This window comes from Fodinibius salsisoli (assembly GCF_026229185.1).
GTDB classification, from domain to species: domain Bacteria; phylum Bacteroidota; class Rhodothermia; order Balneolales; family Balneolaceae; genus Fodinibius; species Fodinibius salsisoli.
On record NZ_JAGGJA010000008.1, the window covers coordinates 1 to 17,261 of the forward strand.

Genomic DNA, 17,261 nt, shown 5'->3' on the forward strand with positions numbered 1-17,261 from the left:
CATCGCAAAATAGCGGATCAGTTGCCGAAATTTAGCTTCAGAAATTTTTGAACGCTTATAATACTTATTATTCATTGCATAGCAATATGTTACAAACTTTTATAATATGCTATGCTTCACTAGACCCTAATCAAAGTCGTTAGTTATTCTTCTTTACCACTTTTGTACAGCTTTTTATCCATATTTATATTCCACCTTTTGGCATGATCCAAAAGAAATTTAAAAGTACTTTCCTGTGCGTATATAACTTATTGATAGGCAGTAATTTACAGGTATTTATTATTTTTACTTATATTGGTGAGGACAATCAAAGGACAATATTTAATTTTAATGAGCGTCCCTTATAGCTTCTGATATTGTATTTAAATCTATTGTGATTTCTTGTTCTTCATTGTAGAAGGATTCATAAGTACAGTAAATAGAAATATTTTCTATTACTTTGGCTAAAACATCCAAATCAATATCCATTATTCTTATTAAACAAAAACTTTCTCCAATCTCTAAAGCGCTGTTATCACTTAACGCACTATATTCTAACTTGACACTTTTATCAATATCTAAACCTTTTATATTTTCCTCTAACTCTTTCTTTATCTTATTCTGAATCTCTATTGAATTCTTTCCATCTATTTTTTCATCATTAATCTTTACATAGAATTCTGTTATTATAGCAGGGCCTAATCCTTTATTATAAATTTTGACATCAAAACCATTATCCAAATTGTGAATTGATTTTCTATGTTGTAGTAATGGTTTTACTGATTTACGATTATGTTCCTTCATTTTACTTAAGCCTCGATAAGTAAAGAAAACAGCTACTACTGATATAAATATTGAAATGTATTCCATAAATGAATTTTTGGATCTAAAATAAAAATAGAAAAGCCGTGAAGCTACTAAACTTCACGGCTCATATACGTTGGCTTATCTCATAACATCAAGACAATTCTAACATAGTATTTGCTTATTATTTTTCAAAATATTTACAGGATCATCTTTATTCTGTATCTTCTAATAAATCCTCTCTTATCTGATTAAATATTTCCTCAGCTTCTTCTATTGAATCTGCTGTTAAAGTTTGATCCATATCGCTATAAATAAATTTACCTCTCCAGTCACGAATTAAATCATTAACAATCTTTTGAAAGTCTGATATTGTATTTTCTGGGGCATCATTTCTATTGTTAATCTTCTCTATTAACTCAACTCTTGTAATTCTGAACATACTGATATGTATTTTTATTAATCTTGGTGAAGTAAGATTAATAGGGTAGCCATCAAAATGATGATTATCAAATAAATGTCATTATATGCTATAAATGCCGTTTATTTGATTTTTTGACTTTGTAGGATTGATTCTAAAGACCTTAAAAAATTTAGTAATGGTTATGTATGCCTTATCTATTCCCACATGTGATATGTATGCTATATAGCACTTGCTGACTCTGTAAACTCATCTAATGATTGTATAGATAGCTGTTTATGCCAGTCGTTAATCTCTACATCATATTTCACAATCTGCTGATGTAGATCCGTATAATAATCTGTTGCTAAATCTTTAATATCTGCTGAATTGTATTCCTCCTGCATCTCCTTGAGAAGTTGAACTAAATATGCAACTGATGATATATCTCTGTCTGTTAATTCGTCGTATGAATCATTCTCTTTAAGTTGATACTGGTAACAATGATATACTTTTTTTCCGTATTCGTTTAAGGTTTCAATATCCATTAGCCTAATAGTTTTTCTTTAGCTTTCTGTTTTTCCTGTTGCTCTCTTTCTTCATCTCTTTTTTTCTGCTGTCTGGTGGAATCTGGATTGATAAAATTTGTTGCTAAAGGATAAAGTTTTAACTCTCCTATAAGCTTAGATATTTTGACCTCATAGCGAAAGTATGCTTTTCTTAGATCTGCTAAAGCTGACTCATCATCTGTAGTTATCATTTTTTGAATTACTTCTTTCTGCTGTACTTCCATGAAAATTAAATTTTCAATTCTACTAAGGAATGCCTTATCTAAATTTTCTCTTTCGAGATAATATTTACAATAAACCCGCCATTGGGATTTAGCGTATTCAGAATCTAACTGTTTTAATAATTTTGGTAATTGTGGTACTGATTTATATTTCATCTCTCCTGATTTTTAAGTTTAAAAATTTACCCCCCAAACGTTTTTTGATTTTTTTTTCTGCTGAGTCGGTGATTTATAGAATCGACCTTTAGAGCCTGAAAACGGCATTCCCCCTACCTTTTTGTATGTTATATAATAGTGTTGTTAAGCAAAGAGAGCCTGCCAACCTCGATGGACTGACAGGCTCTACAATCATATACTAAGACAGTTCTAAAACTTTTCAATGACTAAAAGAAACTACACCTGCCTGTTTTTTGCTCTCTCATTAAGAGAGATTAAAAGAACCTGAAGGCAGTTTGAGATAGATAATCTATAAAAACATATAAATGCAATAGATGTGCTGACTGCCTTCATTAATTTGTTTACTGACTTTCAATACGTACGAAGCTGGAAGGATCTAAGTGAAGTAGATCATATCGTGCTACTGCCAGCCACGTGGTTCCGAATCTATTTGCGGTAACTGAATTGTACTTCTCTAACGTTACGTTCATCTGAAAAGCATAGATCAAGTTACTTGCATCTCCTACGTAAGCAGTACCATTTGACAAATTAGCATCTGTAAATGTGGGAACATCTCTAATCGTTGAGGGTGCATCTTGGTACCTGCCGTTATTATCTGTAGATAATGAAATATCTTCCCACGTCGCTGGGCTATAGATAAAGCTTACGTTCTCCTGCTCTACATTTTGTTCAATCAATTGCCTGTTCGCTTTAACAAATTCACCGTGTGTAACCGAACCGCTATAAGTCTGGGTTTGTGTTACTTTTGAATTTAAAGCTGATGGTTCGGCACTGCCTGATGCAGTATAACTTTTCTCCATAATAGCATTTGAAAGACTATTTGTTAAGGCCAATGATAAAGCATCTCCACCATTGCGACTATCCTGCATCATCTCTCTTGAGACTACAAAGTGACTCATTACAGTATTTGAATCTACTTTGATACTGCCGAAGTGATCGCCTGTGTCTGCTGTTTCTTCAACTAATTCTTCATGAAATACAGCATTAGGAGTTGAATCTACTGTGATATACTTCGTGTTATTATCGACTTGTGCCGTTAGTGCTCCCGCCTGGATTAACTTATTTTTCTTTCGTACTCGGTCGATAATTTGAGATGAAACGACTTCTGAAAGTTCGTAATTATCTGACGTTACACTGTTGTTAATGAAGTCTTTTTGCTCATCTGTAATGGGCTTATCTACAATAGCCGTTAAAGCATCTTCGAGCTGGATATCACTGTTTGAAGGTGTGTAAAGTCTATCCGCTGAATTGTATAATTTTGTCTTCTTTTTGTTGTCGTTCATTTGAATCTCTTGATTTAAATTATTGCTTCCTATTTTTTCGTAATTATCGTCGTTTATCTCTCTATCTTTTTTGGCTTCGTTATACTTCTTTTCTAACTCTTTAAATTCCTTTTCTGCTGAGTTATAAGCTTCAACGTTATTTGACTCATTATGCTGAGTCATTTCATTTAGTTTATCGTTCATTTCTGTTTTTATTTCTCTTAATGTCTTTCTCATTTTTAAAATAATTTAGTTGTTAAAAATTTGGTTCTTAAGTTCTCTAATCTCTTTTGACAGTTTTATGTATGTATCATAATCTGCTAAATCATTGTAGTACTCATTGTCTTCGTCTTTCTCGTGTATTACATAGATTGCAAATTCAATCCTATGCAGTATAACACCCTCTAAAAAACACAGTGTTCTAATTGATCGTATATCTGATGATCTTAATTCACCATTATTTAATTTTTTCTGGCAATACTTTCTAAAAAGCTTGACCGAATAACCATTAAAAACTTTTGGTACGTTGGGGATGGTCTTATATAATTTTTCTTGTTCTGCCATTTTTTTATTCTCTCTTGAATAGTTCTAATTCCTGTTTACTTACTTGCTCAATAAATAGTCTAACTTCGTTTGATACATCGATATATAGAAGTGTTTTTGCTCATCTTTTAAAGCCGGATTTTGGGCAAAGTCTTCTATCTTCTCTCTTAAATGTTTTATCTGTTTTTCTACTTTCTCCATCATCTTCCTTGCTTAATCCTTTATCGATTGCTTACTATTACATATAGATTAGCATAACTTTTCAGGTATATTTATTTGATATTTATTGGGCTTTATAGGCTATAAGAAGGGATTTAGTAAGGAAGTGCTGGAAGGGGATATATATTTGTGCGTATATAGAAAAGGCTCAACCTGATATTGAATTGTTTTCTACAGGTTGAGCCTTTCTGTAACGTAACAAAGTAAGTAATGAATTAGGAAAGCAAGTGAAGCACTCTGATGCTATTACATTTAAGTATTGATCAAAAGCATTTCATATCATCATTGAATATTAATACAGTCAGATGCTTTCGTCGTTTTATCGTTTCCCTTTCTGGTAGATCCTTTGTTTTTTATTTCTTCCAAATAATATCGTGCTACATATTCGGCAAATCTATCAATCTTCTTATCAATGTAATGTATCATAATTATATTTTTTATTTGATGATTATTTTATTTCTGATGTATCGTTAATTATCAGTGATTTTATTTTATATTTATGTCTAAATGACAGCTTTTAATAATCATCATATACATTAACACGTCTTCTATTTCATTAACGTTTTAGATAGTTATTTATTTGATTATTAATTTATCTTTTGATCATGGATGAAGTAAGAAGGAAGTGTATGAAATATTTTCTCTAAGTCTTTGGTGGGTGTGGGATCTATGTTATTTATGTTTATATAATATATATTAAATATACTACATTAAATCACTATACGTTCCACGAGCTGAAGCGAAGCGAAAGCGTTATGCGTAGCGAAGCGGAGCGTCGGGGAGACAGGAGGGCAGACACTATGATGCTCTTAGAGTAGCGCTTAAATACTACCAACATAGTAGAAAGAAAATCGGCCTCTGTATGCTTCAGAGTTAATTTTAGCCTACCTCAAACGATCTCATATTTTTTTCCTATTTTTAGGGCTATTTAAGTAACTACATTTAATGTTATTTTGTAATATATAGAGCCTACCTAAATCAATCTCATATTTTATACATATATGTTACCATTCCTTTCTTAATTTATGCTCTTAGAAGTGAAGCCATCCCCTTAATATAGGCATTTATAGGCTTCAATAAGGGATATCTATTAATTGTGATTTATGTAGAGCCTACCTATATAGATCTCATATTTTATTCCATTTCGCACAATTTTAGGGACTTTCTATTTAGTTTAATATTGAAGTATATTAGCTAAGTTGTTGTTTTTATTCATCTTATTCTAAGTAAATATATTTACATAAAGTTGAATCTCAAACGTATGTAAATATAGACGATCAATAGAAATAAAATATAACTTATAATTGATCGTTATATAAACTCAATAACATTTAAATTTTGCAACTACAACTACATGAAACAACTAACTATTTATAAACTTCAGAACTATAACCTAAAGTCAGAATTCAGAAAATTTCTTTATTCAGGAGAGTTTTTAAATCATCTGAAAAGTAAAGATGAGGAACACTATCAGAATGCAAAAAAAGACGAACTGGAAGCCGTTGACAAGTGGCTGAGGGATCAAGAAGAACAGAACTATAAACGACTGTTATTGCTACTGCATTCCCTTTATAATCCTTCACAAAAGTATGATGAACTTGTGGAGATGGTTCCACAGATGGCATCAATTCAGGAATCTTATTTAACTCCTAAATATCGGATGCTATTCCTTCGATTCCTTCAGCGAAAGAAGATAATAAACGTTAATGATTCATACACTTCAACAGAACATGCTAATGTAAACAGAGCTGAAGCAAAGAAGTATTGTATTGATCATAACTTTTACCACCAGAAATGGGATTGGGAACTTGAGACTATTAAAGTTAAAGATTCACTTTTCAATAAGTTTACTGGTAAAGAAGGTCCTTCTAAATTTGATAACTACCCAAAATGGACTTATAAAATCATTGACCAGCTGGACAGATGGTCGGTTGATGATGAAGGAATTGAGGATGTGGAAGGCATAAAAAAGTATCATTCGAGAAAACAGGGACAAGAGAAATTCACGTTTAAAAACTTTCGGGTTCACTGTGCCGAAGGTGGATTAGATTCAGATTTTAGGGATAGATTATTCCATACTGATCATCCTAATTTAGAGTACATAAGCTGGGATATAGATAACTCTTTCCCCTACTCTTTAGCTAACCAGCTTATCACGGCAACAAAGAAATATACTTCAACATCTATCTATAGTAATAAGAAATATAGATATGCAAAAGTTCAGTCTGATTTGGATGTGATTAATGAAACTGCTGAAATACTTCATACTGCCTGCAAGGATGATGAAAAAAAGGAAATAATAGTGAACAGTTTAACCAGCTTTTTTAAAAAAGGCGATGGAATAACTACGGAATTTATATTTCTTGACCTTAACGCTCAACTACTTGTGCAGTGTAATGATGAGTTAGATTTTCCGTCTGGACTGGTGGAAACTCTTGAGTATGATAATATATACTTATATATGTTACTTGCCTGTAGCGGGCTAATTTACGACGTTCCTGCGAATTACTTAGGAGTTGATAGAAAGGAATTTAAAAAGCCTTTTAATAAGTGTTTAAACTTTGAACCTAATGTGATATATCATAATGATGATCATATAGGAATTAAATTTTTAAAAGATTTTTTCCCTAAAATTATTAAAAGACTGATGAAAATAAACAAGAATGATAACGGACAATTTAACAACAGGATGGCCAGAATTGAGTTAACAAATACACGTGTTGTTACTGACTATCTTATCGATAATAACCAGCCGTTCGTTCCTTTACAGGATGGAATTATGATTCCTAATAGGGTTAGAAATGAAGTAGATAATTTATTTCCAGCCGGGAATAAGCAACGGTTATTTTTGCCCTACAGTTTCGAAAAAATTTAATAATTATTTATGGTTATGAACGTTTAAAAAGTGTTATTGAGAAGTTCTAATAGAGTAGTTGCTATTTAGGACTTGAAGCCGTTAAGTTGATAGCTTGACGGCTTTTTTTATTTCCTCAAATCCAATATAACAGTCTAAAATTATAAAAAGTCTGGAATGTTGGATACCCATATTTCCAAAAATAAAGAACCCCGCTCAATTTTATTTAAACGGGGATTCCCTACTGTAGGATTCAATTCTAAGAGCTTAAAATCTGTAAGTAAGGGTAGGACATGCCTGTATTTTTGTTATTTCCGTGAAAAGGTTGAAATATTGTGTTTGTGGGCTATATAAGGGGATTTTTGGGATTAGAAAGGTAAAGATTCATCATCCGTTTTCTTCTGCTGTTGAGAAAGGTTTACAGACTCTTTTTTATCTGTAAATTTGGTGGCTTTATTAATACTGATCCCTCCTAATTTATCATCAATATCAGTTAATGGATTTTCGTCTTTAAGCTCCTGTTTTCTGAACTTTGAAAACTGTTTAAATAGTTCGTCGTGATAAGCATTTAACGCTCTTTTTTTGGATGGAATATACTGACTCTTGACATACCATTTTTCCGTAACGTCTTGTTTGATTTTATGGTTTAGAACATACGAAATAGAAAAGGGATCTACTTCTATATCTGCCATATGGGATGCCATAGAATGCCGTATCAAATGATTATTAAAATCATCTATTCCAGTTATGTTTTTAAGCTTCGATTGATAATAATGAGTTGAGCTAAAAGGCTTATTGTTTCCCCTTGAAGATTCGAAAATATAATTTGAATTCCCTGTAAATTGATGCTGTTCCACAAACATATTTTTTATTCTTTCGCTCATGGGTAGCACGTGAGGTTTACCGTTTTTTGTTGATTCTGCTGGAATGGTTATTTGCATATCATCTGATGATAAATCATCCCATTTAAGGTGCATAGTTTCGGTTGTTCTACTGCCTAATAGAATTAAAATTTTATAGTAAAGGGATAAGGGATTTTTTAAATCGTTTGAGGCTTTCCAGACTTTGTAAAGCTCTTTGAATGATAAATACCTGTCATCATTATCATCATCTTTTGATTTGACTTTATAGGGGCTGGTATCTGAAATGATATTTTCTGTAACGTATCCCCTGTCTTTAGCATAGTTGAATAATATATGTGATACGCGCCGGATATTATTCGCCATGTAATTTTTTCCCTTATTGGCATAACTATCTAAAAAGTTTGTTATATCCTCTGAGGTAATATCATCAATTCTTCTTTTATGAAATGGTTTCAAATGATTGTCCAGAATCTGCCTATATGAATCTTTTGTAGCTTTTCTAAGGTGGCCGAAATGGATATTTTTAAATTTGGGAATGACATCAATTAATTTAGTACCAGCGTTCTTTCGTTTGTTTCTTTGTTTTCGAACGTTGAGATCTATCCCTTTTGCCACATCTTTTTTTAAATTGTGGGCTTCCTGCCTTGCTTCTTTGATACCTATGGTAGGGAAACGGCCTATTGTGTAGCGTTTGGCATAGCCGTTGATACTATACCTATAGATCCAACTTTTTGTGCCTGATTCAAAAATTCTAATTCCTAAATTTGTTATTTCTGAATCCTTTATTGTGATACTTTTTTTATCTGTCGGGGATGGATGAGATTCTATAAATTCGTTTGTTAACTTGAGTCTCATATTATATTTTGTCTTAAATTGATGCTTACAGGCTTTCAGGGCCATTCCATCCCTATTATAGGACATTTTGAGGACAATATATAACTGATATAGGGTGTATAAAGTGCCGTTTAAATCGTATGAAGGGCATTAAATCTTTTAGTCTTAATCCAAAAGGCTTTTAAAAAATCTAGGCTGATCCCTGACTTTTCAAGGCCAATAGGTCTCTTCTTGAGATATGGTGCTTTTGATTCTTCTTCCGGCCTAACGAATCATGGGCGGAGGTTCGAAGGATGATCAGGATCATTTCACACCGGTGGCATTTGTGAAGCTGCTCTCTAACGGGAAGGACCATTGAAGTGATCCCATCCGAGACCGGAGCGCTCCATGATTCTCAGCCGGTGAGTTTTTGGATTACTTTTTTGTCATTCAAAAAAGTGATAGAAGTACGACATTGTTCTAAAAATGGAGCAACAGTTTTCTTACGCCTCGTATGATCCAAAAGACACCATAAAACAAAGAGCTTCATTCCTTCACCCTCTTGACCTCCCTCCGTAATAAATACAGGCTACTGACCCTTATACTGGAAGTGACCGCTTAGTTTTAATATCATCCCATTCATAAACTAAATCTTTATTTAGTACCGTTTGAGCTATGACACAACCCGATACCTTATCTCAATCCAGGAGTCAACAGGTGCAGCAGTGGCGCTGCCAGACTGTTTGTAAAAACCGTACATCGTAATCTATTTATGATAGAGGGGCATCCTGAAGAACTGATCAGGAATTATAAAATTATAAGTCCCCGGATACCGAAAATAATAAGCTGCGACAGTACCTAATCCAGAATCTTAGACCTTAACCAGACGATGAGCAACCACCAAGAAAATCAACACCTCAATATTGCAGTTGCCCAGTTTCAACCCAAAGACGGAGATAAAGCCTATAACCTGTCTGTCATTGAAAAACTGACCAGGCAGGCCAAACAAGAAGGAGCAGACCTCATCAGTTTCCACGAAATGTGCATCACAGCCTATACTTTTACCAAAGATCTGGCCCTCAAGGAGATGAACGAACTGGCAGAAGAGGTACCCGATGGCGAAAGTACGCAGAAGTTAATGCACCTGTCAAAACAATACGATATCCCTATACTCGCCGGACTGGTAGAACAGGAGAATGACACCTTCTACAATACCTACATTGCGGTCTCAGGGGATGGAGTCCTGGCCAAATTCAGAAAGCTGCATCCCTTCATCAATGGTCATATCTCACCGGGTAACGAATACGTCGTCTTCGATCTGCTCGGATGGAAATGTGGCATCCTCATTTGCTATGACAACAATATCATCGAAAATGTGCGTGCAACGGCCCTGTTGGGCGCCGAGGTGATCTTTGCGCCTCATGTGACCGGTTGTACTCCCTCCACCATGCCTGGCAGAGGTTTTGTAGATGATGCGCTGTGGCAAAACCGCGAAGACGATCCCGTTTCACTGCGCCTCGAATTTGACGGCCCCAAGGGACGACGATGGCTTATGCGATGGCTACCCGCCCGCTCCTATGACAACGGCGTGTATTACGCCTTCACCAACCCGATAGGCTACGATGGGGATCAGCTCAAAAATGGCAATTCCATGATCCTCGATCCCTATGGCGAAGTTCTCTCCGAGATAAAATCCTTTGATGATAAGATAACCGTTGCACGAATTACCAGGGAAAAGCTGAAACAGTCCGGTGGATGGCGATACCGCAACGCCCGCCGGCCGCAGCTGTACCAGGATATCCTCGGGCAGGACCATCAGTCGGAAACCAAGCCCGTTTGGATGAAGAACGAAGAAGAGGGATCAAAATGAATTGGCTTCCTATCCTACAGCATGTTTCTCATCGGCCTGCATTACCAGCAACAGCAGCACAAACTCCAGTGCAATAATAAGAGCTATGCCGACTAAGTGAACGACCTGATAAACCGGCGGCATGCCCAGGTAGTAAAGCCCTATGCCGGTAGCGGTCTGGAACAGGAGTAAGCCAAAGATCCAGTTACCTATTTTTGACAACAACGGCGACTGGGCGTGCCATCGGGCAAAATACAAGGTGATTGCCCCACAGATCAGCACGCCCCAGGAAAAGGATCGATGCAGCTCATCCACAGAACCTACCTGGGAAATCCAAGTAGCGCGGTCGGGCGGTGAAGCCATATTCTTAAGCAGATCAATGGCTTCGCGCACTTGAGTACCGATGCTGAGTTGTACAAATGTTATGAGCAGCAGCAGTCCCCCACTTATCAACAGCCAGCGACGGGCTGAGCGGGAGAGCTGAATGGAAAACTGCTGCTCTGATGCTTTAAAGACGGCGAAAATGAGGATCATCATGATGAACATCGCCAGCAGCATATGAAGGGTAATCAACCACTCATTAAGGCCTGTGATCACGACCTGCCCGCCGAGCCAGCCCTGCACTAAAACAAGCACAAAGGCAGCCCCAGAATTGTAGAATACGGCGGATTCTTCTTCTCGATATCGGAATGAAAGCACAAAGGTGGCAGTTATTAATAAGCCGATGATGGCACCAATCAGCCGATTAATATATTCGGTCCAGGTTTTAAGGGCATTAAAGGCCGAAGCATCAAAGCCGGGCGGCAGCTCAGCAACAGTTGTAGGTGGGATCCACATGCCAAAGCATTTGGGCCAGTCCGGGCAACCGAGCCCCGCGCCGGACGCGCGCACAAGCCCCCCGACGAAGATCAGGAAAATCGTTGCTCCTACTGTAGTTAAGGCTACTTTTTGATACGTATTAAGCGTCATACCTTTTTGATTCAACAAAATCGATCCATTCTTTAGAGTACCACTTTTCAATAAATATTGCTACCTTAAGGCCTTCCAAAATTTATTGATTTGGCATGAAGTTAAGCACAGATTTTACTCTTTCAAAGTTTCTAAACACCGAAAAGCTGACAGCCTATTATGAGCTGACCAAGCCGGGCATTACGCTTACGGTTTTGGCCAGTATGCTGATCGGCTTTATCCTTGGTTCTGGCAGTAGTATCGACTATATACTGATGCTTCATGCTGCCTTTGGCACCTGGATGATTGCCGGGGGGACTGCCGCCCATAACCAATTTTTAGAATGGCGTTTTGATCGACGAATGAAACGAACTCAAAAACGTCCGGTCCCCTCCAGTAAAATCTCTCCTCGCCAAAGTGTTCTATTTTCTCTTGGACTTATCTTTGCCGGGTTGATCTACCTGATGTTTGTAGTCAATTATGTAGCTGCGATTGTTTCGCTCCTCACCACATTGATTTATCTTGGAGTCTATACCCCTATGAAAAGGGTATCCGTTGTGAATGTGTTTATTGGTGCCATTCCCGGGGCCTTACCCCCTGTTGGCGGCTGGGCAGCCGCTACCGGACATTTAGGTAGTACCGCCATGTGGATACTGTTTGCCATCGTATTTTTGTGGCAGGTCCCTCACGTGATGGCTATTGCCTGGGTTTGTAAAGATGACTACTCCAATGCAGGCTTTCGCATGCTCCCCAGAAACGATTCTTCCGGATTCAAAGCAACGGCACTGATTCTCCCCTGCCTGCTTGCCCTTCTTCCTATCTGCTATGGTTTATTTTACGTAGGCATGAACAGCTGGCTTTACCTGGCGGGCGCCCTCATCAGTAGCATAATATTTCTCTTTTATGGTCTTATCTTTAGTATAAACCGTGATAAAGCCTCCGCCAAGAAGCTAATGTTTGCCTCTTTTGGTTACCTTCCTGCTATCTGGGCCTTTGTGATTCTCGATTTATTGCTGCTCTAAATAGAAAAGTCCTTGAGAGTTCAATAGGTATAAGTCAATAGATCTTTCTCACTGGTAGTATACTCACACAAACTTTTATAGATAAATTATCTCACCTTCATTTTGGCTCGGTCCGAAAATGAACTAAAAGGTCACGGCAAGAAATTCGTTTGCCGCGTTTGTTTTAGCTGCACTGCATAATTTCTGATGGTCCTTACCACTATACCTCAGTAAAGTTACTTCAACACCTCTTTTGCTCGTGTTATGCGGTCGGTAGTAATACCATCTACGCCCATTTTGGCCATACGATTCATAGCTTTACCTTCATTGACGGTCCACACATACAGCTTCATCCCGGCCTCATGGCTCGCTTTTACCAGTTCTGGGGTAGCCCCTTCAAAATGAATATCCAGACCATCGATATTATGATCTTTTACCTTTTGAAGGAGTTCTGCATCAATAGGTTCATACTGACCCATCGCATTCCGTGAAGCCGAGCGCAACCAGTAGGCCGGTACCTCCGGCAACTGCTCTTTACTGGCTTTTACCACTTCCCAATCAAAGGCAATGATTACCATCTGTTCCTTCTTATCGCTCTGCTCAATAATCTCTTTGATATAGGGTACCGCACGCTCCGAATCCTTTATTTCGATAAACAATTGTTTGCCCTTGGGGACGGAAGCCACTATCTCTTCCAAAAAGGGGATCTTCTCGCCTTTAAACGCTTCATCTTTGAATGAACCCACATCCACCGTTCGCAGTTCTTCTGAACTGGTTTCCATAACCGATAAGTCTTTATCACCGGTACGGTCAGTCGTTTTATCGTGAATGCCCACAACCCTTTTATCGGCTGATAAATATACATCCACTTCTACCGCATCGGCATCTTTTTGCCAGGCCGACTCTACCGCAGCCATCGTGTTTTCCGGATTCTTATAGGAATCCCCGCGATGGGCGATAATTTCGATGGAGGGGGGTACCTTTGCCTGATTATCCTGCTGTTCAGAAGTCTCGCCTTCACTGCTCCCGCATCCCTGGAGTACCAGCAGACAGCATAATGTAGATAACAACAATCCCAATTTTGAGCTCATATTCATCTTAAAAAAGTTTTTATTTACGTTTAAGAGGCTTTTGCAAAAGCCTTCGTTTAAATTACCATGATAATCATATTGTCAAAATATAGGAAAAAGCTAACCGCTATACCCGCTTTGCTCCCGGGGTGCCATTTTCAACCACAAACGAGGCCCTTGTTTTTATAGGAGCGCCCTTTTTCTCTACATAGGGCATGACCCGAAAGTCGGCTTTGAGCTGTTCCGGTGTTACCTGGCAGCGCACATAGCCCCGCTGGCGATTAACGAATTTTATCCACGGATTTTCGGCTAAATACTTCTTCCCGGATGCGGTTATATCAGCCCCGTCACCAGCAGATGAGATGCTTGTTCCCACCAGTTCCGTTCCCAACACCGGCGATTGTGGATCACTAAAATCTTCTAACAAATCGCTCACAAAATTACGATGGATATCTCCGGTTAAGACTACAAAGTTTGAGACTTCATGCTCTTTGACAGCCTCAAATAGTCGGTTACGTGATGCGGTGTAACCATCCCACTTATCCATGCTATAGCTCTCACCCGGACCTTCCTTGCGATCCATTTGTCCCATAAATACCTGCTGGGGCAAGATATCCCACACCGCTGATGATTCCTGCAGCTCATTAAATAGCCACTGCTCCTGCTCATCTCCGAGCATTGTACGCGCCGGATCCAGTCGCTCAGCACAGTTTGCACTATGACTTGTTCCACATGCAAAATCAGTTCGGAACTGGCGGGTGTCAAGCACATTGAATTGTGCCAGATTCCCATAAATAAATCGCCGGTACAACTGTGTCTCAATATCAGCGCCCGGCTTGGCCGGCATCCGCAACGGCATATGCTCATAATAAGCCTTGAACGCTCGCGCTTTCAGATCCTGGAATGCAGCTTCATTTTGAGGATCAGCCGATTCATTTATTCCCGCCCAATTATTTTTCACCTCGTGGTCATCCATCGTCACAACCCAAGGGAAAGCTGCATGGGCTGCTTGCAGGGAAGGATCGCTCTTATATTGCGCATGCCGGATACGAAAATCAGCCAGTGAGTGAATAGTCTTCTTGGGAATATGTCCCCGTCCTATATGTCCTTGTCCATCGCCTTCATAAATATAATCCCCCAGGAAGAAGACGACATCCAGGTCTTCATTAATCATGTGATCATAGGCCGTATAATAGCCTGAGGCGTAATTTTGGCAAGAGGCAAAGGCAAAATTAAGCTGACTGACCATCTCATTGGCCGCTGGAGTGGTTTTTGTCCGCCCCACGGGACTCACTTCCGATCCGGCCTTAAATCGATAGTAGTATTCACGGTTTGGTTGTAGACCTTCAACTTCGATATGTACCGAATGGGCCCATTGTGATTTCGCGATAGCAGTACCGCTTTTCACAATGTTATTAAACGAATCATCCTCGGCTATTTCCCATTGTACTTCACGAGGTTCAGATTCCATGCCGCCCCCAATAGTGAGCGGTTCGGGAGCCAGGCGTGTCCACAGCACAACGCCATCAGGCAGGGGATCGCCCGAAGCAACTCCCAGTTGAAATGGGTAACCTTCCGTTTTAGAAGGCGTATGAGGAACCGGGGCATTGGTTGCTTTGCTATTACTACACGCGAGAGGCCATAATGATCCGATGATACCACCACCGATCACAAAACTGCCCAGCCGCCGGGTTCTTTTCAAAAAGCCCTTTCGATCTATAGACTCTGACAGCCAACCCTGTTCCCTGGACTGTTCGTGTTCTGATGACTTTTTCCCATCGTCGTTATTTTTATTGCTCATTGTTAATACATTGTTATTTACAATCTACCTTATATTTCTATTCTCCATCTGACCGCCAAAGCAGCGGTCAAATGGGATCGTTGCTTATCCCACTACTTTTACCAGCCCGGATTCTGTTCTAAATTTTGGTTTAATTCTAAATCTTCTTTTGGTAACGGATAATAATAGTCCTTGGGCTCCTCAAATGTGCCACCGGAGAACAGTTTTAAGTTTCCGGATGTCCCATTGGTAAGAGGTCGTTCATTAATATTAATTTTTGCCGTTACTTCCGCAGGTGCTCCCGAGTCATCTCCATCATGTACATAGACATCATAATTACCATCCTTATTAAAGTCATGGGCTCCCAAACCTGAGAAGTATATACCCCTTATCGGTTTTTCAACCTTTTTGCCTTCTTTCCATCTCATTAAGTCGCTCCAACGCAGCCCTTCATTAACCATTTCTACTCTACGTTCCCGTCGGATCTCCAGAATTACGCCTTTATTGGCCCCCTGCTCAAGATTCTGATACATAGCCTCCTGATAAGGATCGGGGTTCGCATTGGCATCGGCCATATTTAAGTGGGGCATACCCACACGATCTCTCAATTTATTAATCGACATATCCAAATCTGCTTGCGTAAGCGTTCCTAACTCTGCTTTTGCTTCAGCATAAATCAGTAACGCCTCGGCATAACGGAAAAGGATAACATCGTTATACGATCCACCCGAGCCCCATTGTGGCCCTTTCGGGGGCAACGCTTTTATCACTCTGTATCCTGTTCTCGTTATATCTAAATTGACGGGTTCACGATCATCCGAACCATAGGTAGCATAATCAGGTCCTGCTGTAGTTTGGGTTAATCTTGGATCTCGATTCTGCATCTCCTCATAGAATCCAATGGTTTCATAATCAGCCTGATCGGTAAATCGGCTACCGTCACGCATTAAATAGCTATTGACAAGCTCTTTTGTGAGCCCCCACCGACCCTGCGTCGGTGCCGTCATCCTATAGGCTAAATCGTGCGTTCGTTTGCCAAATTCATAATCCACAGCTAAAATGGTCTCAGTCATATCTTGATTACTTCTCGCAAACAAATCCAGATATGCCCGGTCTTCACCACCATTGATATACAAAGTGTACGCCCCGGAATCTATCAACTCCTCAGCAGCTGAGGCCGCCTCTATCAAGAATTTACCGGAACCTTCTAAATCATGATATTTTCTAAAAGTCCCTTCGAACAAACAGATCCGGGCTTTTAAAATAAGTGCCGTGTATTTTGTAACCTCATTTAATTTTTTTTCTGCAGGAATATTATCGACAGCATAATTTATATCGGTAAGAACGGAGTCCATGACTAATGCTCGTGAGTCCCGGGCTTTATTCAGTAATTCTTCATCATCCGCTTCCAACACTTCGCTATACCAGGGGACATCTCCAAACCGTTTCACTTTCTCGTAATAAAAATAGGCTCGAAAAAACCTGGCTATGCCAGAGTATTTGGCCTTGGCACCCGCATCATCTACCCTGTCATAGTTTTCGAGGAAATAGTTTATTCTTCGCAGATACCCCCAAGACCATCCTCCGCTACCTCTGCCTGTTGGTACCGTACGTGAGCCTTCAACTCTGCTGGCAGCACTCACTCCCAGAATATTATCTGAAGCGGCGTCATCCATATACACCGATTTCTTGGGCAATACAGCATACAAATCATTGGTGTACACTCTTAAATCATCACCTGTATTGAAAAATTCTTCTGCTGTTATAGCATCATCAGGAGGTTGATTAAGTATATCCTGACAGCTTGCAGCTATTAGGAACAACATTACGATTGTTGACAATTGTATTATCCTACTCATTGTGATACCTATTTTCATTATATAGTTAAAAAATTCGCTGATAAATCTGC

The 17,261-nt window shown here is 38.8% G+C and carries 14 protein-coding genes and 1 pseudogene; 3 read left to right on the top strand and 12 right to left on the bottom strand.

Translation table 11 applies throughout. The features are described 5' to 3' along the window. From J6I44_RS12395 to J6I44_RS12425, 7 genes and pseudogenes are all read right to left on the bottom strand, one after another. Positions 1-75 (bottom strand): annotated as a pseudogene (locus J6I44_RS12395) (IS1595 family transposase); the annotation flags it as partial. 252 nt (positions 76-327) lie between these two features. Next, positions 328-849 carry a hypothetical protein gene (locus J6I44_RS12400; RefSeq protein ID WP_265766459.1) on the bottom strand — a complete coding sequence of 174 codons (522 nt, stop codon included), beginning with the start codon at positions 847-849 and terminating at the stop codon, positions 328-330. Between the two features lie 148 nt (positions 850-997). Then, positions 998-1,225: a hypothetical protein gene (locus tag J6I44_RS12405; RefSeq protein ID WP_265766460.1), complete on the bottom strand. Its 228-nt coding sequence runs from the start codon at positions 1,223-1,225 to the stop codon at positions 998-1,000. Positions 1,226-1,425: 200 nt separating this feature from the next. Then, on the bottom strand, positions 1,426-1,731 hold the full coding sequence (locus tag J6I44_RS12410; protein WP_265766461.1) for a hypothetical protein: 306 nt from the start codon (positions 1,729-1,731) through the stop codon (positions 1,426-1,428). Then, positions 1,731-2,129, bottom strand: a complete 399-nt coding sequence (locus tag J6I44_RS12415) for a hypothetical protein (protein WP_265766462.1) — start codon at positions 2,127-2,129, stop codon at positions 1,731-1,733. The genes J6I44_RS12410 and J6I44_RS12415 overlap by 1 nt, the downstream gene beginning before the upstream one ends. Before the next feature lie 362 nt (positions 2,130-2,491). Next, positions 2,492-3,649, bottom strand: a complete 1,158-nt coding sequence (locus J6I44_RS12420) for a phage major capsid protein (RefSeq protein WP_265766463.1) — start codon at positions 3,647-3,649, stop codon at positions 2,492-2,494. Between the two features lie 12 nt (positions 3,650-3,661). Next, positions 3,662-3,976 carry a hypothetical protein gene (locus tag J6I44_RS12425; protein ID WP_265766464.1) on the bottom strand — a complete coding sequence of 105 codons (315 nt, stop codon included), beginning with the start codon at positions 3,974-3,976 and terminating at the stop codon, positions 3,662-3,664. 1,552 nt (positions 3,977-5,528) lie between these two features. Between J6I44_RS12425 and J6I44_RS12430 the strand changes: the two genes are divergently transcribed. Further along, entirely contained in the window at positions 5,529-7,049 is a 1,521-nt protein-coding gene (locus J6I44_RS12430) for a hypothetical protein (protein WP_265766465.1), read from the top strand. A gap of 347 nt (positions 7,050-7,396) precedes the next feature. Here J6I44_RS12430 and J6I44_RS12435 read toward each other — a convergent pair whose 3' ends face one another. Beyond that, a complete protein-coding gene (locus tag J6I44_RS12435) occupies positions 7,397-8,746 on the bottom strand; it encodes a tyrosine-type recombinase/integrase (RefSeq protein ID WP_265766466.1) in 1,350 nt (449 codons plus the stop codon). Positions 8,747-9,593: 847 nt separating this feature from the next. On the opposite strand from J6I44_RS12435, the gene J6I44_RS12440 reads away from it, so the two are divergent. After that, entirely contained in the window at positions 9,594-10,574 is a 981-nt protein-coding gene (locus J6I44_RS12440; RefSeq protein WP_265766467.1) for a nitrilase family protein, read from the top strand. Positions 10,575-10,583: 9 nt separating this feature from the next. Here the strand turns inward: J6I44_RS12440 and J6I44_RS12445 are convergent, their stop codons facing one another. Then, a complete protein-coding gene (locus J6I44_RS12445) occupies positions 10,584-11,522 on the bottom strand; it encodes a COX15/CtaA family protein (RefSeq protein ID WP_265766468.1) in 939 nt (312 codons plus the stop codon). Between the two features lie 95 nt (positions 11,523-11,617). Between J6I44_RS12445 and cyoE the strand changes: the two genes are divergently transcribed. After that, the gene (gene cyoE, locus J6I44_RS12450) at positions 11,618-12,523 is read left to right on the top strand and encodes a heme o synthase (RefSeq protein ID WP_265766469.1); all 906 of its coding nucleotides are present in this window, start codon (positions 11,618-11,620) and stop codon (positions 12,521-12,523) included. Positions 12,524-12,738: 215 nt separating this feature from the next. Here the strand turns inward: cyoE and J6I44_RS12455 are convergent, their stop codons facing one another. The 3 genes from J6I44_RS12455 to J6I44_RS12465 form a co-directional block, all read right to left on the bottom strand. Then, entirely contained in the window at positions 12,739-13,593 is an 855-nt protein-coding gene (locus tag J6I44_RS12455) for a glycerophosphodiester phosphodiesterase (RefSeq protein WP_265766470.1), read from the bottom strand. Positions 13,594-13,699: 106 nt separating this feature from the next. Continuing rightward, positions 13,700-15,373: an alkaline phosphatase D family protein gene (locus J6I44_RS12460; RefSeq protein ID WP_265766471.1), complete on the bottom strand. Its 1,674-nt coding sequence runs from the start codon at positions 15,371-15,373 to the stop codon at positions 13,700-13,702. A gap of 98 nt (positions 15,374-15,471) precedes the next feature. After that, positions 15,472-17,211: a RagB/SusD family nutrient uptake outer membrane protein gene (locus J6I44_RS12465; RefSeq protein WP_265766472.1), complete on the bottom strand. Its 1,740-nt coding sequence runs from the start codon at positions 17,209-17,211 to the stop codon at positions 15,472-15,474. Between the last annotated feature and the right edge of the window lie 50 nt (positions 17,212-17,261).

Bases quoted from the DNA above. Each gene is read 5' to 3' on its own strand.
- J6I44_RS12400 (WP_265766459.1), bottom strand. From the start codon at position 849: ATGGAATACATTTCAATATTTATATCAGTAGTAGCTGTTTTCTTTACT.
- J6I44_RS12405 (WP_265766460.1), bottom strand. From the start codon at position 1,225: ATGTTCAGAATTACAAGAGTTGAGTTAATAGAGAAGATTAACAATAGA.
- J6I44_RS12410 (WP_265766461.1), bottom strand. From the start codon at position 1,731: ATGGATATTGAAACCTTAAACGAATACGGAAAAAAAGTATATCATTGT.
- J6I44_RS12415 (WP_265766462.1), bottom strand. From the start codon at position 2,129: ATGAAATATAAATCAGTACCACAATTACCAAAATTATTAAAACAGTTA.
- J6I44_RS12420 (WP_265766463.1), bottom strand. From the start codon at position 3,649: ATGAGAAAGACATTAAGAGAAATAAAAACAGAAATGAACGATAAACTA.
- J6I44_RS12425 (WP_265766464.1), bottom strand. From the start codon at position 3,976: ATGGCAGAACAAGAAAAATTATATAAGACCATCCCCAACGTACCAAAA.
- J6I44_RS12430 (WP_265766465.1), top strand. From the start codon at position 5,529: ATGAAACAACTAACTATTTATAAACTTCAGAACTATAACCTAAAGTCA.
- J6I44_RS12435 (WP_265766466.1), bottom strand. From the start codon at position 8,746: ATGAGACTCAAGTTAACAAACGAATTTATAGAATCTCATCCATCCCCG.
- J6I44_RS12440 (WP_265766467.1), top strand. From the start codon at position 9,594: ATGAGCAACCACCAAGAAAATCAACACCTCAATATTGCAGTTGCCCAG.
- J6I44_RS12445 (WP_265766468.1), bottom strand. From the start codon at position 11,522: ATGACGCTTAATACGTATCAAAAAGTAGCCTTAACTACAGTAGGAGCA.
- cyoE (WP_265766469.1), top strand. From the start codon at position 11,618: ATGAAGTTAAGCACAGATTTTACTCTTTCAAAGTTTCTAAACACCGAA.
- J6I44_RS12455 (WP_265766470.1), bottom strand. From the start codon at position 13,593: ATGAGCTCAAAATTGGGATTGTTGTTATCTACATTATGCTGTCTGCTG.
- J6I44_RS12460 (WP_265766471.1), bottom strand. From the start codon at position 15,373: ATGAGCAATAAAAATAACGACGATGGGAAAAAGTCATCAGAACACGAA.
- J6I44_RS12465 (WP_265766472.1), bottom strand. From the start codon at position 17,211: ATGAGTAGGATAATACAATTGTCAACAATCGTAATGTTGTTCCTAATA.